The organism is Paludisphaera mucosa (genome assembly GCF_029589435.1).
In the GTDB taxonomy this organism is placed as follows: Bacteria; Planctomycetota; Planctomycetia; order Isosphaerales; family Isosphaeraceae; genus Paludisphaera; species Paludisphaera mucosa.
This window is the reverse complement of sequence record NZ_JARRAG010000001.1, coordinates 2,174,760-2,193,873: the sequence shown is the minus strand read 5'-3', so window position 1 is coordinate 2,193,873 and position 19,114 is coordinate 2,174,760. Positions and strand designations below refer to the sequence as shown.

Below are 19,114 nucleotides of genomic sequence, written 5' to 3'. Positions count from 1 at the left end.
GGGAGGTTCAAATATGGGATGGAGCCCGGCAGGAGGACGCGGGTTCGCTCAGGCCTTGGCCATCTCGTCGGCGTGGTAGCTGGAGCGGACGAACGGCCCGCTGGCGACCTCGTCGAAGCCCATGAGCCGGGCCAGCCGGCCCAGCTCGTCGAACTCGGCCGGCGGCAGGTAGCGCTCGGGGGGCAGGTGCCGCGGCGAGGGCTGCAGGTACTGGCCGAGCGTCAGCAGGTTGCAGCCGACCGAGCGGAGGTCGGCCAGGGTGTCGAGCAGCTCGCCGGTGGTCTCGCCCAGGCCGAGCATGAATCCGCTCTTGGTGCGGGTCTCGGGGCTGAGCTTCTTGGCGATCTCCAGCACGCGCAGGCTGACCTCGTACTGGCTCTTGCGGCGGACGTGCTGCTGGAGCCGGGCGACGGTCTCCATGTTGTGGTTGAAGACCTCGGGCTTGGCGTCGAGGACGGTCGCAACCTGGTCCTCGCGGCCGTTGAAGTCGGGGGTGAGGACCTCGATCGTGGCCCCGGTGCGCTCGCGGACGGCCAGGATGCAGCGCCGGAAGTGGTCCGCGCCGCCGTCCGGGAGGTCGTCGCGGGTGACCGAGGTGATCACGACGTGGCGGAGCTTCAGCCGCGCGCAAGCCTCGGCGACGCGTTCGGGCTCGTCGGCCGCCACGGCCTCGGGCTTGCCCCGACGCACGGCGCAGAAGCCGCAAGGGCGGGTGCAGGTCTCGCCCAGGATCATGAACGTGGCCGTGCGCCGGGACCAGCACTCCGACCGGTTCGGGCACTTGCCCGACTCGCAGATCGTCTCCAGGCCGAGCTCGCCGATCAGGCTCTTGGCGAAGTACATCCCGCCCCCCGAGGGGACCGGGCGCTTGAGCCATTCGGGGAGCCGGCGCGGCTTGCGGCCGATCTCGACGACCTGGGCCGACGGGCCGGACGAGGAGGGGTCCCCGTCGTCCGGACGTTCATCCAGGACTGGGAGCGTAAGCATGGGTGAGGACCTTCCGCCTTAGCCGCGGATGATGCGTGTAGAGGTGGTGCCGGTCGAGCTGGAACACCCGTTCCGTATGCCGGACCAACGCCTCGCGCACCTTGGACATCTGGGTTGGACGCTGCCGCCGGGATTCCATCGACGTCTGACGGAGGGGCGATCCGGCCGGCCCCGGCTCGACGAGCACGTCGAACAGGTCGAGATACGGGCCGACGTTGAGCGTGAATCCATGGTAGGCGATCCCCCGGCTGACCGCCACCCCGATCGACGCCGCCCGCGCCGCCCCCAGGAAGACGCCGTCGGGGGAGCGGCGGGCCTCCTTGCTCAGCTCGAATTCTTCGAGCACGCCGAGCAGGACGTCCTGCAGCCGGTCGACGTGCCGCATGGCCGGCGGGCCGCCCGCGTCGAGGGGCGTCACGAAGTAGCCGGAGAGCTGGCCCGGAAGGTGGAGCACGCAGCCGCCGCCGCGGTTGACCCAGTACGTCCGGATCCCCATCCCCGCGAGCGCCGCGTCGTCGGGCGCGATGTGCGCCCGGCTGCCGGTGCGGCCGACGCTCAGCGTGGGGGGGTGTTCGCAGATCAACAGCGTCGCGCCGCCGCGTTCCCCGTGCTCGTAGACGAGCCGACGCTGGAGCTGCTGGACCTCGCCGAAGTCGACCGCGCCGAGGAGGTAGATCTCCAGCGGAGGGTTCGCAGGCTGCATCGTCATCGAACTCGCGGGCCCCCCGAAAACGCCGACGCCGCCCCGGCGATCGCGGGAGCGGCGGCTTTCCCAGGATATTATAGGCCGGCGCCGCCCGGGGGAAGCCGGGCCCCCCGAGTCCGATCGACGGAATCCTAGTAGCCGGCCGAGTCGACGATCTCGCCGCTCGCCTTGGTCCCCAGCGCGCGCCAGATCGAAGGGTCGATCGTATCCTTGATGAAGTGGACGGAGCCGTCGCCGAAGAGGGTGTTCACGCCCCCGGGGTGATGGCTGCGGGCGACGACGACCGCATAGGTCGGCCCTCCCAGCCACTCGCGGGTGCCGATGATGTCGGACTCGTTGCCGCGCGAGAAGTCGGAGACCAGCGGGGCGTTCGGGGGCTCCGCCGTGGTGAACCCGGTCTGGTCGACGCCCCCCGCCGCCCAGAGGCTGTGGCCGGAGGTCCAGGGCGTGCAATAGCTCTCGTCGCGGACCAGCATCCGCCGTTCGAGGGGGATGTCCGTGCCGGGCACTTGCTCGGGGTATCGGGTGACGAGCTGACCGCCGCACTCGGTGATCTGATACTGCCGCGTCCGGACCTCGCTCATCAGGATCGTGCCGCTGAGCCCGTCGCTGAATTCGGCGGTGCGGGGGATCCGGTTGGGCGTGAACGCCGATCGATTCGTGCCCGCGCCGAACCCCCCCCAGACGTACCAGTCGCCCGAGCAGACGGCGTAGTTGCTGGCCGCGGCCGTGGGCAGGGTCGGGAAATCGGCGAGGCCGTCCTGGGTCGGATAGTTGGTCTCGGTCGGGCAGTTGAAGACCTCGACGTACGTCCCCGCCACCGTCGCATTGGACGCGTTCTCGAAGGTCAGGCCGAAATTGACGGCGTCGAAGAGGCCGCCCTGCTCCAGGACCGGCAGGAGCCGGGCGTGGGCGCTCCAGCCCTTCGAGATCGAGGCGCTGCGGGCCCCCGCCGCCAACAGGACGGGGGGGGGCAGGACGCCCCAGGAGGACTCGTAGTTGTGGATCGCCAGCCCCATCTGTTTGAGGTGCGAGGTGCACTTCAGCCGCCGCGCGGTCTCGCGGGCCGACTGCACCGCCGGCAGCAGCAGCGCGAGCAGCACCGCGATGATGAAGAGGACGACCAGCAATTCGATCAGGGTGAAACCGGCTCGAATTCGCCCATTCATCGCAAGCCGACTCCATCGCGTTCATGACCGATGCACGACGCAAAACGCCCGCTCAAGCCTATCGCCCCGGACGTATCTAACACGCCGGACCGTCGACCGAAGAGACGCGACGATCCTTCGTCGTCGAGACGCGTGAAAACATGGGTGGATGAGGTCGCTCGTCGGCACCCCGCGGCCACCGTTTCCACGCTCCTCGAAAGACCTTTATACACAGTTCAGAATTCGACGCAACAGGTGGCCGATTCAAACATTCGATCAACGGCTGCGACCGAGCCTGGCTCCTCGCACGCTTGGTTTCGCGACGTCTGGGACCGTCGGACGACCTTGCGACGAAGCCTAACGACTCGGGGATTGCGGTCGCTCCATGAGTATAACGCAGCCCAGTGGGCAAGCGAACACAAAGATGATGGGTTCCTCATGAATGCGCATGCCGGCGTGGATGCGTCTGCGCGGAGCCGGGCCGATGCGATTCCGATTGGCCGGGCCGATTTCAGGGGGCGGGGATGCGTGAGAAGTCGTTGAGCAGCCGCCGGCCCTGATGCTCGTCGATCTCCAGATGTGCGAGGAGTCGACGTCGAAGTTGCGTCAGCGCCTGGTCGATGCCCTTGGGGCTGGGATCGGCCAGCGTGACCAGCCCGCCCGCCCGCTTGTCGTGGCCGCCGGCGTTGCCCGTGCCGTCGACGACGTCGCGGAGGATCTCGCCGGCCTGACGGCCCAGCTCGCTGGCGCGGAGGGAGAGCTTGAGGGCCCCGTCGTGGAGTCCGACGGCCAGGACCCAGTTGACCTGGTCGAAGCGGATGAAAAAGTCGGCGACCTCGGCGACGATGTCGGGCTGCGAGACCTCGCCGCACCAGGCGACGATCAGGTCGCGGTAGAGGAAGGCGTTCGCCAGGGCCCTTTGGAAGGTCGCGAAATGGCTCTGCGGGAGCTTGGGATTGCGGATGCGCGCGAGCAACTCCTTGTCCGCCCTGGGGAAGAGCCAGACCAGCGCGCCGTCGTCGAGAGAGCAGGCCTCGCGGGGGTAGCCGGTGGTCTCGGAATCGATGCCGTACAGAAGGGCCGTCGCAAGTTGAGGAGAAACCACGACTTTCTGTTCGAGCAGATAGCCGGTGACGATCGTGCTCGACGCCCCCATCTGCGTGCGGATGTCGTGGAAGAGCACGCCTTCGAGGTCGCCGCCGGTCTCGTGGTGGTCGATGACCACCTGCGGCGTGGCGCTCTCGCTGCTGCGACGCCCGGTGTGGGGCTGGGTGTCGACCATGACCACGGCCGTCTCGCGGTCGACGACCACCGACTTGACGGGGACCAGGTCGATCGGGATCAACTCGACCATCGCGCGGTTCTCGGCCCGCGCGATCATGCCGTCGACGGTCATGATCACCGGCTTGCCCGGCTGGCACTTCAGGATCAGCTCGCGAATCCCCAGCATGCTCGCGAGCGAGTCCGGATCCGGGTTCACGTGCGAGACGGCGACGACCCGCTTGTAAGGCTGCAAGACCGACAGCAACCTGTCCGACCTGACGCGGCGTATCGGGTCGTACTCGTGGACGCCGTCTCGTTCATCGCCGTCGCCGGTCATGTTCCCAACGCCCTCGAAGTCGGCTGGCCGCCGCGGTCTGGGCGAGCGATCGCCCGATCGACGGGACCCCACCGACGGCTATCGAGTCTATGCCACGTCGGCGCGCGCCCGCCAGTCGTCGTTCGAAGCGAATTCGGAGTCGAGGCGTCGGGTGATCCTCGCCGGGAAGGACGCTGCCCATCGACGAGCACCGAAAGGCCGATCGGGCCGACCGGTCCGTCGCACCGGGATGGTTTCGGAGCCAAAACGAAGGAATTCCGAGCCGGCGGGCTTATTCGAGAGCTTTGGGCATGGCTCTTGCGATACCCTATCCGACATCGGCGGCCGCCGTGATGGCCTCGAGCGAGGTCGCGGGTTGCTGAATCCCACGAGGTGGAGTGGAAATCGAGCCATGAAGAAGTCACTCAACTACCTGGCGTTCGCCGGCCTGCTGTCCGCGTCGCTGTTCGCGATCGGCTGCGGCGAGACCTCCAGCGTCACCAGCGAGACCACCGCCAAGGGCCCGAACGGGTCGACGACGGTCACGACCGAAGAGAAGGTCAAGACCACGGGCGACGCCCCGCCGGTCGTGGCCCCGGCTGAGAAGCCTGCCCCCACGCCCTGAGCCCCTGCCGGTCTTCGCCAGGCCAATCCGATTGACGTCGAACCGCCGGAGGGCCTTCCCTCCGGCGGTTTTTCGCGCGCCAGTCGCCCGGCTTCGCGGATTCTCGATCTTGCCGAAAACCCGGAATTGAGGGATGAAGGTGTTCCAAGCCGTCCGCCGGGCGAGGAAGTTCACGGAATCGCCGCGGACGGTCGAAGAAGAATCGTGCGTGCGTCGAGATCTCGCTTGCGGAGACGACGAAGCAGGGAAGCCAGCCGGCATGTCAAGGACGAATGCAGAGCCGCTCGATCCGACCACCCAGCCCCGCCCGCGGCCCCGATGGCTGAGGGCCCTGGGCGACGACGCGCCCCCGCAGCGGCTGGAGGTCGGCGGCCGCGAGCACCGGCTCGTCGAGATTTTCAAGCACGACTCGTGGGCGGCGACCGCGATGTACGCCGATTCCGACGGCCATCGAAAGGTCGTCAAGCTCCATCGCAAGGCGTCAGCCTTCGGCGTCCCCCTGGGGTGGATCGGCCTGATGACGGCCCGTCGCGAGGCCCGGATGCTGCGAGCCCTGGCGGACCTGCCCGGCATCCCCGAGCTGTCGGGGCCGGTCTCGCGCGACGGGGTCCTCCAGCGCAACGGGGTCGCCCGGGCCTATCTGGAAGGGCATCCCCTGGGCGATCGCGAGGCCGTCGACGACCGCTTCTTCCCGGCGCTCCAGACGCTCCTGAGGGCCATGCACGGCCGACGGATCGTCTACGTCGACCTCCACAAGCGCGAAAACGTTCTCGTCGACGCGAAGGGCGAGCCCTGCCTGTTCGACTTCCAGATCAGCGTGGCCTGGCCCCGCTGGCTGCCGCTGCGACCGATCTTCCCGATCCTGTCGGGGAGCGACGAGTACCACCTCCAGAAGCACTGGTCGCGGTGCCGCCCCGATCAATGCGGCTTCGGCGAAGGCGGGCTGACGACGCGGCGGCCCTGGTGGATCCGGGCGCATCGGCTGATCGCGCGGCCGCTCCGCGAGATGCGGCGGCGGCTCCTGGTCCGGATCGGCGTGCGGACGGGTCGGGGTCGTGTCGAATCCGAACAGTTCGCCGAGCACGCCCTGCGGGCGACGCCCCCGTCGGATCGTCAGGCGGCTTGACGAAATCGCCGGGATCGGGATCATCGGCCCTCGTCCGGCGGGCGATCCTGCGCACCTCTCGCGCGGGGCCTCGACGAGAGCCAGGGAAGGGGCGACGAGAGTTGACCGATCTGCAAGGCTTGCCCGCGCGGCGAGGAATCTGGCCCTGGGTCGCGCTGGGGGTCGCCCTGATCCCGGCGGCCTGGTCGATCCTCGTGTTCGAACACGACGTCGACCCCGAGTTCCCGCGGGTCGCGCGCCAGACCTACAGCGCGTATCCGCCGGCCGCGTATCGCCTGGCCGAGGCCGGCGACACCATCGACTGCATCGCCGTCTACATCTCGTCGGCGGCCCTGGTGCTCGCCGCGTGGGGATGCTGTCGCCAGCCGCGGCGCCGCCTGCGCCACGCGGCGCTCGCCCTCTCGATGGCGGCCTTCTGGCACGCCGCGACTCCCGGCCCGCTCCTGGACGGCTGGTACGGACTGGGCTGGAGGACGATCTTCGACTCCCGCGCGCCCTCCGCCCAGCGCGCGGCGCTGGCCGTCTGCGCTATGACCCTCGCGGCGATCGTCGCTCTTGCGGCTCGTCCCTGGAATCTCCGGACGTTAGCGGCCGACGCGCGAACGAACGGAGTCCTCGGCCTGACGGCGGTCGCGCTGGGCCTGATGATCGCCCGCCAGCTCCCCTGGATCGATCGCGAGCCCTTCGGCTACTGGCCTCGCTGGGTGTACGCCTGGGGGGTGCTTGCGTGGGCGCTGGCGATGCTGCGGCTGGCCCCTCCGGTCGCGCCGGGACGGCGGGGCGTGCTGGTGGCCGCGGCCCTGGTCGCCGTCTCACTCGGTCTGGACTTCGGCGGCCGGGGGATCTTCTGGTACCAGCGGCCCATCGGCCGGCTCAAGGAATTGATCCCGGGCCGACTCTACCTCAGCGCGATGCCGACGTACGACGGCCTGAAGCTCGCCCAGGGGCGTTACCGCTTCAAGACGATCATCAACCTGTTCCCCGAGTTCACCGACCAGCGCAGCCCGTACTGGCCCGAGGAGCAGCGCTTCGCCCGCGAGCATGGGATCGCCTGCTTCCAGCAGCCGGCCGAGGATCCGACGGGCATCAAGAGCATCCCCCAGACCCTGGCGCTCGCCGACGACCCGGCGAACTGGCCGGTCCTGGTCCATTGCCACGCGAGCATGGACCGTTCGCCCGCCTGGGTGGGCATGTACCGGTTCGCCAAGCAGGGCTGGCCCCTCGAAGACGCCATCCGCGAGATCGAGCGGCATCGCGGCTCGCGCCCGAAGTCGTCGGTCACGCTCCTCTACAACCGGATGCTCCCCCGCCTCGACCCCCGGAGATCCGCCGAGGACCCCACCGCGATCCTGTTCCGGCAGAACGCCGCCGGCACTCCCGACCCGCTGGAACAGCTCATCGCCCGGTCGCAAGCGACGGCCCCCGAGCGTCGTTGACCAAACTCGTTCACGCACTGCCTGCTGCTGCCCCGAAATTCTGAGATTCTTGACTGATCGGCAGCACGGCAGAGCAGTCGCCTTGCGGCGGCCCTGATCTCCTCTTTACGCATGGAGAGGCGTGGAACCGTACGGATTTGCTCGTCATGCAGCTCGTCAAGCTCGACACCCGACGCATCACCGACTGGGACGCCTTCCACGATGCCTTTGCGGAAGCATTCGGCTTCCCCGAGTTCCACGGGAGGAACATGAATGCCTGGATCGACTGAATGACCTGTCTCGATGACCCGACTGCCGAGATGTCCCAAGTGCATGCCCGGCCCGACGGCGTGCTCGTCCTGGAACTGGAGCACGTGGACCTCTTCATGAAGCGGTGCCGCGAGCAGTACGAGGCTCTGGCCGAGTGCGCGGCGTTCGTCAACTGGCGTAGGATCGAGCGAGGCTACCCGGCGGTCCTGGCCCTATGCTTTCACAAGAGCCCTCCGACGGCCGAAGGTGGCCGGATCGGACAGGTCAAGGTCGACGCGTTTGACTGTGGCTGACGGCTTCCGCTTCGCGGTTCCTTCAAGCCTCGTCTGCCGTCTCGGTCTGACGTCGGCTTGCGCGGGACGCGAGGACCGTGGGATGAGCGGCGTCGGCCCCGTCGCGGCGGGTGCGTCGGCCGGAATCGCGGAGGGCTCGCCGCTCGGCGATCAGCTCCATGTAACGGTGGACGTGCTCGGACTCCGACCAGGGGCCGATGCGCTGGGCGAAGCCTTGCGACGCCAGCTCGGACCTTAGGTCCTCGTCGTGGACCATCCGCCGCATGGCGGTCAGCAGCTCGGAGTCGGTGCGATAGCCGAGGCCGCCGCCGCTGTCGACGCCCGTCTCGCGGATCGCTCCGCCCCCTTCGTGGACGATGACCGGAGTTCCGGTGGCGAAGGCTTCCAGCACGACGTAGCCGAAGGTCTCCGGGAAGAGCGACGGGACGACCACGGCGCGGGCCCCCTGGAATAATCGCGCGAGCCCGGTCCCGCCCAGCAAGCCCTCGAACTGGACGTTCGGCAGGCCCTCGGCGAGTTCCCGAAGCTTCGCCTCGTAGGGGCCGGTGCCGCCGATCCGGAGGTCGGCCTCGGGGAGATTGCGCATCAGAGGAATCAGGCGCTGGAAGCCCTTCATGGCGACCAGGCGGCCGGCCGCGGCCAGGTAGGGACGCTCGGCCGTCGGCGGCCCCTCGTCCTCGACGCCTCCCGACCAGTCGTCGGGGAGGAAGTAGGGGAGGTGGATCAGCGGAGCCCAGCGGGCCATCCCGCGGCGACGGTGCTCGTTCAGGGCGTGCGCGCTGGGGAAGATCAAGGCGTCGAGATGGCGCAGGGCCCGGGGGATCGCCCGGGTGTACCGCCAGGCCTGGGGGGGCCGGCCGCCGGCGATCGTGCATCGCAGGCAGGCGGCCGAGTCGCAGGCCTTGCGGTCGTATTTCCAGAGCAGGTGCATCGGGCAGATCAGCCAGTGCTCGTGGGCCGTCATGATCCGCACGGCGCGCTTGTTCGCGCCCAGGCCGAGGACGCCCGGGCCGCCGACGAGCGAGATGTTGTGGAAGTGGACGACGTCCAGGTCGTCGGAGTCGAGCACCTCGCGGAGCGCCTCCGACTTGAACAGCGGGAGCCCCGTCGCCTGGGTCGCCAGCGGCGAGAGCGTGCCGTAGCCGCTCTCCAGCGGGTGGAGGTGCAGGCCCGGCGTGGGCGTATACGACCGCAGAGGGTGGTCGCCGCGGACGGCGTTGAAGGCGTCGACGCAGTAGAAGACGTGGACCTCATGGCCGCGGCTGCAAAGCGCCTGGCAGAGTCGGTCCACGTAGGCGGCGTCGCCCCCGAAGCTGTGCGGCCCGAAGAAGGTGGTGATCATGCAGAATTTCAAGGGCGACCTCCTGTCGCTCGGGCGTTCGCAGCGGACTCGGCTCGTCTCAGAGCGGCGACTCGACCCGCATCGGGGCCGACGCCGGGGCGTCGATCGGGTGGAAGGCGGCTCGCCAGTGGCGGGTCCGTTCCAGGCCCCCCGTCGCGACGAGCGTGATCAGGTAGGCCGCGGCCCCGCCGGAGACCGCGAGGCCCACGTGCCAGCGGACCAGGAAGATGCAGGTCGGGATCATCACCGCCGACCCGATCAGCGGCCGGGCCAGGTGGTGATGCCAGGCCGGCTGCCTCCCCTCGCGGGCCAGGCTCTGGTAGCCGGCCGCGACCAGGGCCAGGCCGATCAGCAGGACGGCCGCCGTCGCGCCGACGAGGCCGAACTGGAGCCGCATCAGGTAGACCAGCGGGCCGATCAGGATCGCCGCCAGCACCAGCGAGCCGACGCCGACCGTTTCGCGATTGAGGGCGATCAGCGTCGTCTGGTAGCCGAAGGCGATCGTCAACAACGGCGCCCGCCAGATCCCGACCGCGAGCAAGAGCCCCGCGCCGTCGTAGTCCGACGAGCCCAGCAGCCCCACCAACGGTTCGGCGAGCAGCGTGACGCCCACCGCCAGCGGGATGAGGACGGTCATGAGCGCCTCGACCAGCGAGTCGAGCGCGTCGCGGCCGGCGTCGGGGTGGTGCCGCCAGAGCCGGGCGAGGGTCGGGAAGGTGGCGTGCTGGACGATCATGCCGAAGGTCAGGATCACCGTCACCATGCGATACTGGGCGCCGTACCGCCCCACGTCGCCCCAGGTGCTCGTCATCCCGACCACGAGCACGTCGGCGGCGATGATCAGGGCCTGGGAGAGCTGGATGGCGCAGACCGTCTTGCCGCGCTGGATCAGGATCGTGATGAACCGGAAGCTGAAACGCGGCCTCGGCATCCGGTAGCCGCGCAGGTAGCTCAGCCAGATCAGGGCGATGCCGCCGGCCTCGCCGACCGCCAGGAAGATCGGCACCCAGGCGATCCGCGACGCGTCGCCGACGAACGCCAGGACCCCCGCGCCGTAGAAGATCGTCCGCAGGCAGAGCGACACCGCGAGCAGGCCCATCCGCTCGGTCCCGCGATAGACGAAGTCGAGCCCGATCGCCGTGGTGAACAGCATCAGGCCGTAGAGCGTCAGGATCGTCCAGTCCGAGCGGTCCCGGAGCGTGAACCAGCCGATCAGCGTCAGGGCCGAGAAGAGCGTGACCGCCAAGAGCGACTTGAACGCCAGCACGTGGTCGACGAGCGGCTTGATCAGGCGGGGATGGCGGGAGAGTTCTCGGGCGACCATGACGTCGCTGCTGTCGCGGACGAGCAGGACCAGCCAGAAGACCACGCTGAAGGCGAACTCGACCCGGCCGTAGCCGCTGCCGCCCAGTCGCTTCATCAGGGTCAGGGTCACGCCCACCGAGCAGGCCCGACAGAACAGCTCGGCGAGGCTCAGATACGCGACGTTGGAGGCGATCCGCCGCCCGCGGGCGCGGGGACAGGTCTCCTCCGTCGCGGCGGGCGGGCGGACCGGCGCGGGACGCGTCAACGTCGCCGGCGGACGCCGCTTCCGCTTGCTGAGGGTCGGGCTTGCCATTCGAGAAGGCACTTCCTTGTGGGCTCGAGCAAAGCTCGCTTCCTTGCGAGCCTCATCAGCTCGCACGCAGATCGCCAGGATCCATCGACTTTCTCGTCTTCTCCACCTTAGCAGGCCCACTGCCACGCCCGGGCCGATCTCACTGCTGGCCCGATCGATCCTCGCCCCCGCGTCAATCGTTGAAGACGGAGTTTTCGAGCCCCACTTTCGATGCAGTCGAAAATCGGGCCGCCGCGGCGCAATCGGCGGTCGAGAAAGGCCCTCGGGAAGGGCCTCGGCCCTAGTCGCCCGGCATCGTAGGTGGGTGTCCCGATACTGTCAATTCAAGCTTCGAGCGGCCGGGGCCACGATTCCGACGCCCGGGTCAAGAATGGACGGGCGGGCGGGGAGCGTGATGGCGGGGTCGGAACCGCACGACGTAGATCAGGCCGATCACCGTCATGAAGAAACCCCACCAGACGTCGGCGTGGAGGTCGAACAGGGCCACCCGTGCGTCCGGGGGCGGTGGGGAGATCAGCGCGTAGAGACCGGCCCCGAAGATCAGGACGCCGTAAATCACCAGGATCACGCCGATGAACAGCCAGATCGGGATCTGATCCTCGTCGTGCATCGTCGATCTCCGCGTTCGCGGCCCAGAGTTCGGAGCGGTCTGCCGGTCGGCGACTTCCTCCCGAGTTTACGAGCCGGCCGGCCCACCACCAACGGTCCGCCCGTCGCCCGCGACGAAAATCCGCCCAGGGTCGGCCGCGGGATGCCGACGGGCCTCGCCTGGATCGTCCTAAGTCATTGTCAGAGAGCCGGAACGGATGCCCGAGAGACCTTGCCGGAGGATGATCGCCGCGGGTATCCTGGCGTCGACACCAGCGCCCGGACGGGCGGGTTCGGCGCGAATCCGCGAGCGGGCCATCTTCTGAAGACGAGATCATCATGGTGGAAGCCTCGGTCATGACGTCGCTCATGAAGGTGATCGCCGAGCGCAAGGCGCAGACGGAGGGCCCGCCGTCGTACGTCGCCAAGCTCATGAAGGGCGGCGCGGCGGCCATCGGCGCCAAGATCGTCGAGGAGGCCGCCGAGGTCGTCGAGGCCGGCGACGAGCCGGGCGAGGCCGGCCGCGAACACCTCGTCAAGGAAGTGGCCGACCTGGTCTTTCACGCCGCCGTCATGCTGGGCTACCGCGACCTCGCCTGGGGAGACGTCGAGGCCGAGCTTCAGCGACGCTCCGGCACGAGCGGCCTGGTCGAGAAGGCCGCGCGCAAGCCCAAGGGGTGAGGGCGGTCCGGCCCCTCCGGCCGCTTTCACCGTGCGGGGCAGTCCGTCCCGGCGGATGGTTTTAACCGTCGCGCCGGCGTCGCCCGGCGACGCCCGGCGCGGCGATGTGGGGGCGGGGGACGCCGGCGTGGCGGTCCTTCGACGCGGCCACGTCGGCGAGCAGGCCGAGCAGTCGGCGGCGGAAGACGGGGAGGGCGAAGGTCTCGGCCTGGGCCCGCGCAAAGGCCGGGTCGTGCGGCCGGCCCTCGACCTCCCAGGCGTCGATCGCCGCGGCCAGGGCGTCGGCGGTCGGTGCGTCGTAGAGCCGGCCGCAGGCGTCGGGCACGGTCTCGGCCGCACCCCCGCGTCGTAGGGCGATGACCGGCGAGCCGCATCCCAGCGCCTCGACCGGCACGATGCCGAAGTCTTCCTCGCCCGGGAAGAGCAGGGCGCGGCATCGGCGGTAGTGGTCGCGGATGGCCTCGTCCGACTGCCAGCCCAGGAAGGTCGTCCCGGGGCCGGCCGCGGCTTCGAGCCGGGCCCGGTCAGGACCTGCGCCGATGACGATCAACCGCCGTCCCGATCGCCGACAGGCGGCGACCGCCTGGTCGACCCGCTTGTAGGGCACGAGCGCCGAGACGACGAGGTAGAAGTCCTCGCGGGGCGTCGTCGGCACGGGGTGGTAATAGGCGGTGTCGACCGGCGGGGGGATGATCGCGCTCTCGCGGTGGTAAGAGCCGGCGATGCGGTCGCGGATGGTCTCGGAGATCGCCACGAAATGGCTGACCCGCGTCGCCGTCGAGCGGTCCCAGTCCTGCAGGCGGTTGAGCAGGGACCGCGCCACGGCGCGTTTGATCGGCCGGTCCGACCAGCTTTCCAGGTACGCGTCGCGACCTTGCCACGCGTAGCGCATCGGCGTGAAGCAGTAGCAGACGTGCGGAACTCCCGCCGGCACCCGGACCGACTTCGCCACGCAATGACTCAGGCTGACGACCAGGTCGACGTTCTTGAGCCTCCACGTCGCCGCCGCCGCCGGCATCAGGGGCAGGAGCTGGCGATAGTAGCGGAAGACGCCCGGGGCCCGTTGCAGGGGCGACGTCCGGATCGCCATCGACTCGATCGCCGGGCTCGTCGAGCCTTTGCGGTGGATGAGCGTATAGAGCAGGGCCTTCGGGAAGGCCCGGCAGAGCACTTCCAGGCACTTCTCGCCGCCCCGCATCCCGGTCAGCCAGTCGTGCACCAGTGCGATCCTCAACCCGGCGAGCGCCGGCGGGATCGCGTCGAAAAGTGGCGTCGCGGGGTCGAGACCCCCCGCGCCGGGCTGCCGCTCTCGGATGCTGGCGTCCATGCCGGCTCCCTGCGTGTGATAATCGCACCTGGTCGGAGCCGGAACCTACTCGATCCGCCCGGATCGGGCAAGGCGACGCGAGGCCGGCCCTCGTGGCGGCCGCGGCGGCGGCGGGGTAGGATGGTATCTCGTCGATGCAGAAAAGGGCCGGGAGAAGGTGGCCCGGAGGGCCGGATTAGGGTCTCGGCGCTTCGCGGACGCCTCTCGCCACCCGACATGCCCTCGGAACTTCGACGACTCTCATCCGCCGCTGCGCGGCGCCTTCTCCCGGGGGGAGAAGGGCGATCGATTCGAGCCTCGTTGCAGGAAACGCAAGCCCATGACCGCGACCGTCGCCGCCTCGGCGCCCGCATCCGCACGGCTCGTCGCCGAACTGACGGCCGCCCTGGGCGCCGGCAACGTCCTGCATCGTCGCGACGAGCTGGTGGTCTACGAGTGCGACGGCTACGTCATCGAGAAGGCCGTGCCCGACGTCGTCGTCTTCCCCTCGTGCACCGAGGACGTCGTCGCGGTGGTGAAGATCTGCAACCGGCACGAGGTCCCGTTCGTCCCCCGGGGCGCGGGCACGAGCCTGGCCGGCGGGACGCTCCCCATCGGCGGCGGGGTGATGATCGGCCTGACGAGGATGAAGCGGATCCTGGAGGTCGACACGCGCGACCGCTACGCGATCGTCGAGGCCGGCGTGGTCAACGTCTGGCTGACGCGGGCGCTGGCGGGGACGGGCCTCCACTTCGCGCCCGACCCGTCGAGCCAGACCGCCTGCACGATCGGCGGCAACGTGGCGACGAACGCCGGCGGGCCGCACACGCTCAAGTACGGCGTGACCGTGAACCACGTCCGGGGCCTGGAGATGGTCACGCCCGAGGGCGAGGTCGTCCAGATCGGCGGCGTGGTCGAGGACCAGCCCGGATACGACCTGACCGGCCTGATCGTCGGCAGCGAGGGGACCTTCGGCATCGTCACCAAGGTCATCGTCGGCCTCAGCCGCGACCCCGAGGCGGGCCGGACGCTCCTGGCCGTCTTCGACACCGTCGAGGCCTCTGTGGAGGCCGTCAGCGGGATCGTCGCCGCCGGCATCGTCCCCGCGGCGCTCGAGATGATCGACAACCTCATGATCCGCGCCGTCGAGGCCGCCTTCAAGTTCGGCTTCCCCGTCGACGCGGGCGCCGTCCTCATCATCGAGATCGACGGCGTCGACGCCGCGCTCGACCACGAGGCCCAGGCGATCTCCGAGATCGTCCAGGCCCACCACGGCAAGGTCGAGAAGGCCATCGCCTGGAAGACCCGCGAAGAGCCCGAGTACAAGGGGATCTGGAAGAGCCGCAAGATGGCCTTCGGCGCGATCGGCCGGGTCAGCCCGACGTTCTGCACCCAGGACGGCGTCGTCCCCCGCACGGCCCTGCCGCACATCCTCAAGTTCATGGAGGGGGTCTCCGAGCGCTGCCAGGTGCGGATCGCCAATGTCTTCCACGCCGGCGACGGCAACCTGCACCCGATCATCCTGTTCGACGACGCCGACCCGGACCAGGTCCGGCGGGCGCTCCAGGCCAGCGTCGAGATCCTCGACGAGTGCATCCGGCTGGGCGGCAGCGTGACGGGCGAGCACGGCATCGGCGTGGAGAAGCTGGCCATGATGCCCAAGCTGTTCACCCCCGACGACCTCGCCGCGATGACGGCCGTCCACGACGCGCTCAACCCCGACGGCCGGTGCAGCCCCGCGAAGAAGATCCCCGTCGGCGGCCACTGCATCGAGCGGACCGGCCCCGGCCGTCGCGCGCCGGCCTGAACCCCGCCCTTCCGCCCGCACGCCGGCGGGGCGTATGATGGGACGCTCGGGGCGACGTCCCCATGTCGCGGTCAAGCTCGGGCTGGACGCCGGAAAGGCATGGCGAACGTGGGGGAGAGGAACCGATTCTCGCGATGGCGGCGGCTGCCCCCCGTCTTCCGCTCGGGCGAGCACAAGCTGCCGGGCTACGAAGACGAGACCCAGCGGCTCAGCCTCTACCTCCCGGGCAGCCTCCTCGACCTGGCGCAGATCCTCGCCGACCTCGAAGGCGTCTCGACGATCCAGGAATACTGCGCGAGGCTCCTGGCGCGCTCGCTCGAGGACGAGCGCGTGCGCCGCAAGGTGGCCCGGGTCGAATCCGAGCGCGGGCCGATGAAAGGCCTCGACGAGATCGCCCACGATTCCCGCTTCCTCGCCGAATGGCAGCACCATCATCCTCGCGACGCCGCAAGCCGCGGGGGGGAGGAGTCGACGACGGGGATGACCGTGCCGCTGGTGCGCCTCCCCGGCCTCGAAGACGAGGACGGCGCCGACCAGGTCGCGCTGCCGCTCACGATCCGCCTCGAAATGGGACCGCGGCCCGAGCCGGCTCTCGCCGCCCAGCCGCCGCCCGAAGCCACCGACGGAAGCGCCATGGACATCGTCTGGAAACACGTCGGCCCCCAGGGGGGCGATCCCGAAGGTTACCTGCCTCGGCTGCGTCGGGGCGAGTCCGTCCCCGCCTCGGTCGCGGCCGAGCTGCTCGAGGCGCTGCGGAGGCTGGAGGACGACAACCGCGGGGCCGCGGGCCTCGAACGCCGGCTGGCATACGCGCTGCATCGGCTGGCCCTGGAATCCCAGGTCTTGCTCACCGAGGCCTGGCCCGGCGCGTTCGACGAGCCGACGGTCGCCGCCATCCGATCGGTGCAGGAGATGGTCGAGCGGATCCTCTCCGGCGAGGACGTCCGCTTCTACGCCGACCCAGAGAGCCATTCTCCCGGGAGCGCCCCGTGAATCGCGAAGCCCAGGCCGCCGGCTGGCCCGAGTCGCCCGGGTCCGGCCCCCTCGGCGACGGCCGTTGCGCGACGGCCGTCCACCGCCCCGCCACGGTCGACGAATTGTGCGAGGCCGTCCGCTCCGAGGCCGCCTCGGGAGGCGCCGTGTACCCGCAGGGGGGCCGGTCGGCCCTCGATTACGGCGGGACGCCCGCACGCCCCGGGGCGGCGGTCGACGTCTCGGGGCTCGACCAGGTCGTCGACTACCCTCACGCCGACATGACGATCACCGTCCAGGCGGGGATGACCGTCGCGGCCCTGCAGGGCGTGCTGGCCGAGAAGCAGCAGCGGCTCCTGTTCGACGTCCCCGGCGGCGACCGCGCGACGCTGGGCGGGGCGCTCGCTACGGGCGTCTGCGGCCCCCGCCGCTACGGCCTGGGACGGCCCCGCGACTCGATCATCGGGGTGTCGTTCGTCACGTCGAACGGCGTCGAGGTCAAGGGAGGCGGGCGGGTCGTCAAGAACGTCGCCGGCTACGACTTCCCCAAGCTGCTGACCGGCTCGCTGGGGACGCTCGGCGTCATCACCCAGGCGACGCTCAAGGTCCGGCCGCTGCCGGGGGCGTCGGCCCTGATCTGGCTGCGGGCGGACCGACCCGAACAGCTCGACGCCTGGCTCGCCGCGTTCCACGCCTCGGCGGTGCGGCCGGTCGCGATCGAATTCCTGAACCCGTCGGCCGCGGCGATCGTCGGCGAGCCCGCCGGGCTCGACGGCCGTTCCTGGACCCTCGTCGTCGGGATCGAGGACGACGAGAAGTCCGTCGCCTGGCAGGTCGATCAGTTCCGCCGCGAAGTCGCCTCCGAGTTCGACGTCCTTCGCGACGAGGCGACCCGGCCGATCTGGGCCTCGCTCACCGCGTTCCAGGTCGCAGCGCCCGGCCCGTTGGCGTGCACGGCGAGCCTGCGGCCGTCGAGGGTCGCGGCGTTCCTCGCCGGCATGCCCGCCGATCGCTGGGCCTTGCAGGCGCATGCGGGCAACGGGGTGGTAAGGATGCAGGGGCTCGGGGCGTGGACGGAGGGCGAGGCCGCGGAGGCCGTTTCCGCCCGTCGCGCCGAGGCGCTCCGCGACGGCGGCGACCTGATCGTCTCCCGCTGCCCGGCGGCGTGGAAGGGCCGCATCCGCGTCTGGGGCGAACCCCGAGGAAGCTGGGCGCTCGGCCGCGCGGTCAAGCGCGCGCTCGACCCCCCGGGCCTGATGAATCCCGGCCGTTTCGTGGGCGAGGCTTGATCTGATATGAACATGCAGACGATCGAGAAGGCCGATGCGCATCCCACGGCCCCGCCCGCGCCGGCGGTCGTCGCGAACCCGGGCGTCGACCTGGCCTGGCTGGCCGAGCGGATCGACTACCCGCTCTTCCAGCAGTGCATCCACTGCGGCCTTTGCACGGCGAGCTGCCCCACCTACGTCGAGACGGGAGACGAGAACGACGGCCCGCGCGGGCGGATCTACCTGATGCGCTCGGTCACCGACGGCCGGCTCGCGATGGGCCCCGACGTCCGCCGCCACCTGGACCTCTGCCTGGACTGCCGGGCCTGCGAGACCGCCTGTCCCTCGGGCGTCCAGTACGGCAAGCTGATCGAGCCCTTCAAGATCGCCATGCTCGACGACGCCCCCGCCGGCGCGGGGTTGAGCCTGCTGCAGAAGGTCATCCTCCACCACCTTTTTCCCTACGCCACCCGCGTCCGCGCCGCGCTGCTGCCGGTGCGGCTGCTCCAGAAGCTGGGGCTGATGCGGCTGATCGAGCGCATCGGCGTCCTGCGGCTGCTGCCGCCGACGCTGCGGAACATGGAGGCGATGGTCCCCACGCTGCAGCCCCCCTCGCGGCTGCCCGAGGTCTTGCCGGCGATCGGCCCCAAGCGGGCCCGCGTGGGACTCTTCCTGGGCTGCGTGACCGACGTCATGACCCCGCAGACGACGGGCGCGACGGCCCGGGTGCTCCAGCAGAACGGCTGCGAGGTCGTCGTCCCCCGCGGCCAGGCCTGCTGCGGCGCGATCCACTACCACTCGGGCGCCGAGGCCCCCGCGCTCGAGCTGGCGCGGCGAAACATGGAGGCCTTCGACGTCGACGACCTCGACGCCGTCGTCATCAACGCGGCCGGATGCGGGGCGATGTTCAAGGGTTACGAGCACATCCTGCCCCCCGAAGAGCACGAGCGCGCGTCGAAGTTCGTGGCCAAGGTCAAGGACGTATCCGAGTTCCTCATGGCCCTCGGGCCGGTGCCGCCGACGCACCCGGTGGCGGTCAAGGCGACGTACCACGACGCCTGCCACCTCTGCCACGCCCAGCAGATCCGCAACCAGCCGCGGCAGCTTTTGGCGATGATCCCCGGCCTGGAGCTGGTCCCGCTCGCCGAAAGCGAGCTGTGCTGCGGCGCGGCCGGGACCTACAACCTGACCGAGCCCGAGATGTCCCATCGCCTGGGCCGCCGCAAGCTGGCCAACATCGAGGCCACCGGCGCCACGGTGGTCGCCAGCGGCAACATCGGCTGCACCCTGCAGATCGCGCGGCAGATCCGCGAGCGGGGCGCGGCGATCGAGGTCGTCCACCCGGTCGACCTGCTGGACCGGGCCTACCGGGGGGACGCCTGA

18 protein-coding genes are annotated in these 19,114 nt (G+C 70.1%); 10 read left to right on the top strand and 8 right to left on the bottom strand.

Features of this window, described 5'->3' with window-relative positions; all coding sequences use genetic code 11:
• Nucleotides 1–48: 48 nt before the first annotated feature.
• The 4 genes from lipA to PZE19_RS08750 all read right to left on the bottom strand — a co-directional run bounded on the left by lipA (nucleotide 49) and on the right by PZE19_RS08750 (nucleotide 4,441).
• A complete protein-coding gene (gene lipA, locus PZE19_RS08765; RefSeq protein ID WP_277860207.1) occupies nucleotides 49–987 on the bottom strand; it encodes a lipoyl synthase in 939 nt (312 codons plus the stop codon).
• On the bottom strand, nucleotides 962–1,690 hold the full coding sequence (locus PZE19_RS08760) for a lipoyl(octanoyl) transferase LipB (RefSeq protein ID WP_277860206.1): 729 nt from the start codon (nucleotides 1,688–1,690) through the stop codon (nucleotides 962–964). Before PZE19_RS08760 ends, lipA begins: the two co-directional genes overlap by 26 nt.
• 134 nt (nucleotides 1,691–1,824) lie before the next feature.
• Nucleotides 1,825–2,862 (bottom strand): DUF1559 domain-containing protein, encoded by a 1,038-nt coding sequence (locus PZE19_RS08755; RefSeq protein ID WP_277860205.1) that lies wholly within the window; start codon nucleotides 2,860–2,862, stop codon nucleotides 1,825–1,827.
• A gap of 490 nt (nucleotides 2,863–3,352) precedes the next feature.
• Nucleotides 3,353–4,441 carry a DHH family phosphoesterase gene (locus tag PZE19_RS08750; RefSeq protein ID WP_277860204.1) on the bottom strand — a complete coding sequence of 363 codons (1,089 nt, stop codon included), beginning with the start codon at nucleotides 4,439–4,441 and terminating at the stop codon, nucleotides 3,353–3,355.
• A gap of 391 nt (nucleotides 4,442–4,832) precedes the next feature.
• Between PZE19_RS08750 and PZE19_RS08745 the strand changes: the two genes are divergently transcribed.
• The 5 genes from PZE19_RS08745 to PZE19_RS08725 all read left to right on the top strand — a co-directional run bounded on the left by PZE19_RS08745 (nucleotide 4,833) and on the right by PZE19_RS08725 (nucleotide 8,149).
• Nucleotides 4,833–5,045 carry a hypothetical protein gene (locus PZE19_RS08745; RefSeq protein WP_277860203.1) on the top strand — a complete coding sequence of 71 codons (213 nt, stop codon included), beginning with the start codon at nucleotides 4,833–4,835 and terminating at the stop codon, nucleotides 5,043–5,045.
• A 259-nt stretch (nucleotides 5,046–5,304) separates the two neighbouring features.
• Nucleotides 5,305–6,171 carry a protein kinase family protein gene (locus tag PZE19_RS08740; RefSeq protein ID WP_277860202.1) on the top strand — a complete coding sequence of 289 codons (867 nt, stop codon included), beginning with the start codon at nucleotides 5,305–5,307 and terminating at the stop codon, nucleotides 6,169–6,171.
• A 101-nt stretch (nucleotides 6,172–6,272) separates the two neighbouring features.
• Nucleotides 6,273–7,607, top strand: a complete 1,335-nt coding sequence (locus PZE19_RS08735) for a protein-tyrosine phosphatase family protein (RefSeq protein WP_277860201.1) — start codon at nucleotides 6,273–6,275, stop codon at nucleotides 7,605–7,607.
• A gap of 146 nt (nucleotides 7,608–7,753) precedes the next feature.
• Nucleotides 7,754–7,876 carry a barstar family protein gene (locus PZE19_RS08730; protein WP_277860200.1) on the top strand — a complete coding sequence of 41 codons (123 nt, stop codon included), beginning with the start codon at nucleotides 7,754–7,756 and terminating at the stop codon, nucleotides 7,874–7,876.
• A gap of 30 nt (nucleotides 7,877–7,906) precedes the next feature.
• Entirely contained in the window at nucleotides 7,907–8,149 is a 243-nt protein-coding gene (locus PZE19_RS08725; RefSeq protein ID WP_277860199.1) for a hypothetical protein, read from the top strand.
• A gap of 22 nt (nucleotides 8,150–8,171) precedes the next feature.
• On the opposite strand, the gene PZE19_RS08720 is transcribed toward PZE19_RS08725, so the two are convergent.
• The 3 genes from PZE19_RS08720 to PZE19_RS08710 form a co-directional block, all read right to left on the bottom strand.
• Nucleotides 8,172–9,503, bottom strand: a complete 1,332-nt coding sequence (locus PZE19_RS08720; protein ID WP_277860198.1) for a glycosyltransferase family 4 protein — start codon at nucleotides 9,501–9,503, stop codon at nucleotides 8,172–8,174.
• Between the two features lie 46 nt (nucleotides 9,504–9,549).
• Complete coding sequence (locus tag PZE19_RS08715; protein WP_277860197.1) at nucleotides 9,550–11,109, bottom strand: oligosaccharide flippase family protein; 1,560 nt, start codon at nucleotides 11,107–11,109, stop codon at nucleotides 9,550–9,552.
• 364 nt (nucleotides 11,110–11,473) lie between these two features.
• Nucleotides 11,474–11,719 carry a hypothetical protein gene (locus tag PZE19_RS08710; RefSeq protein ID WP_277860196.1) on the bottom strand — a complete coding sequence of 82 codons (246 nt, stop codon included), beginning with the start codon at nucleotides 11,717–11,719 and terminating at the stop codon, nucleotides 11,474–11,476.
• A gap of 317 nt (nucleotides 11,720–12,036) precedes the next feature.
• Between PZE19_RS08710 and PZE19_RS08705 the strand changes: the two genes are divergently transcribed.
• On the top strand, nucleotides 12,037–12,378 hold the full coding sequence (locus PZE19_RS08705; protein WP_277860195.1) for a phosphoribosyl-ATP diphosphatase: 342 nt from the start codon (nucleotides 12,037–12,039) through the stop codon (nucleotides 12,376–12,378).
• A gap of 61 nt (nucleotides 12,379–12,439) precedes the next feature.
• Here the strand turns inward: PZE19_RS08705 and PZE19_RS08700 are convergent, their stop codons facing one another.
• Nucleotides 12,440–13,705: a glycosyltransferase gene (locus PZE19_RS08700; RefSeq protein ID WP_277860194.1), complete on the bottom strand. Its 1,266-nt coding sequence runs from the start codon at nucleotides 13,703–13,705 to the stop codon at nucleotides 12,440–12,442.
• A 319-nt stretch (nucleotides 13,706–14,024) separates the two neighbouring features.
• Between PZE19_RS08700 and PZE19_RS08695 the strand changes: the two genes are divergently transcribed.
• The 4 genes from PZE19_RS08695 (at nucleotide 14,025) to PZE19_RS08680 (ending at nucleotide 19,114) form a co-directional block, all read left to right on the top strand.
• Nucleotides 14,025–15,491: an FAD-binding oxidoreductase gene (locus tag PZE19_RS08695; RefSeq protein WP_277860193.1), complete on the top strand. Its 1,467-nt coding sequence runs from the start codon at nucleotides 14,025–14,027 to the stop codon at nucleotides 15,489–15,491.
• Between the two features lie 99 nt (nucleotides 15,492–15,590).
• Nucleotides 15,591–16,484 (top strand): hypothetical protein, encoded by an 894-nt coding sequence (locus PZE19_RS08690; RefSeq protein WP_277860192.1) that lies wholly within the window; start codon nucleotides 15,591–15,593, stop codon nucleotides 16,482–16,484.
• A complete protein-coding gene (locus tag PZE19_RS08685; RefSeq protein ID WP_277860191.1) occupies nucleotides 16,481–17,752 on the top strand; it encodes an FAD-binding oxidoreductase in 1,272 nt (423 codons plus the stop codon). Before PZE19_RS08690 ends, PZE19_RS08685 begins: the two co-directional genes overlap by 4 nt.
• 6 nt (nucleotides 17,753–17,758) lie before the next feature.
• Nucleotides 17,759–19,114 (top strand): (Fe-S)-binding protein, encoded by a 1,356-nt coding sequence (locus tag PZE19_RS08680; RefSeq protein ID WP_277860190.1) that lies wholly within the window; start codon nucleotides 17,759–17,761, stop codon nucleotides 19,112–19,114.

Bases quoted from the DNA above. Each gene is read 5' to 3' on its own strand.
- PZE19_RS08695 (WP_277860193.1), top strand. From the start codon at position 14,025: ATGACCGCGACCGTCGCCGCCTCGGCGCCCGCATCCGCACGGCTCGTC.
- PZE19_RS08715 (WP_277860197.1), bottom strand. From the start codon at position 11,109: ATGGCAAGCCCGACCCTCAGCAAGCGGAAGCGGCGTCCGCCGGCGACG.
- PZE19_RS08700 (WP_277860194.1), bottom strand. From the start codon at position 13,705: ATGGACGCCAGCATCCGAGAGCGGCAGCCCGGCGCGGGGGGTCTCGAC.
- PZE19_RS08740 (WP_277860202.1), top strand. From the start codon at position 5,305: ATGTCAAGGACGAATGCAGAGCCGCTCGATCCGACCACCCAGCCCCGC.
- PZE19_RS08755 (WP_277860205.1), bottom strand. From the start codon at position 2,862: ATGAATGGGCGAATTCGAGCCGGTTTCACCCTGATCGAATTGCTGGTC.
- PZE19_RS08710 (WP_277860196.1), bottom strand. From the start codon at position 11,719: ATGCACGACGAGGATCAGATCCCGATCTGGCTGTTCATCGGCGTGATC.
- PZE19_RS08760 (WP_277860206.1), bottom strand. From the start codon at position 1,690: ATGCAGCCTGCGAACCCTCCGCTGGAGATCTACCTCCTCGGCGCGGTC.
- PZE19_RS08750 (WP_277860204.1), bottom strand. From the start codon at position 4,441: ATGACCGGCGACGGCGATGAACGAGACGGCGTCCACGAGTACGACCCG.
- PZE19_RS08705 (WP_277860195.1), top strand. From the start codon at position 12,037: ATGGTGGAAGCCTCGGTCATGACGTCGCTCATGAAGGTGATCGCCGAG.
- PZE19_RS08680 (WP_277860190.1), top strand. From the start codon at position 17,759: ATGAACATGCAGACGATCGAGAAGGCCGATGCGCATCCCACGGCCCCG.
- PZE19_RS08690 (WP_277860192.1), top strand. From the start codon at position 15,591: ATGGCGAACGTGGGGGAGAGGAACCGATTCTCGCGATGGCGGCGGCTG.
- lipA (WP_277860207.1), bottom strand. From the start codon at position 987: ATGCTTACGCTCCCAGTCCTGGATGAACGTCCGGACGACGGGGACCCC.
- PZE19_RS08725 (WP_277860199.1), top strand. From the start codon at position 7,907: ATGTCCCAAGTGCATGCCCGGCCCGACGGCGTGCTCGTCCTGGAACTG.
- PZE19_RS08745 (WP_277860203.1), top strand. From the start codon at position 4,833: ATGAAGAAGTCACTCAACTACCTGGCGTTCGCCGGCCTGCTGTCCGCG.
- PZE19_RS08730 (WP_277860200.1), top strand. From the start codon at position 7,754: ATGCAGCTCGTCAAGCTCGACACCCGACGCATCACCGACTGGGACGCC.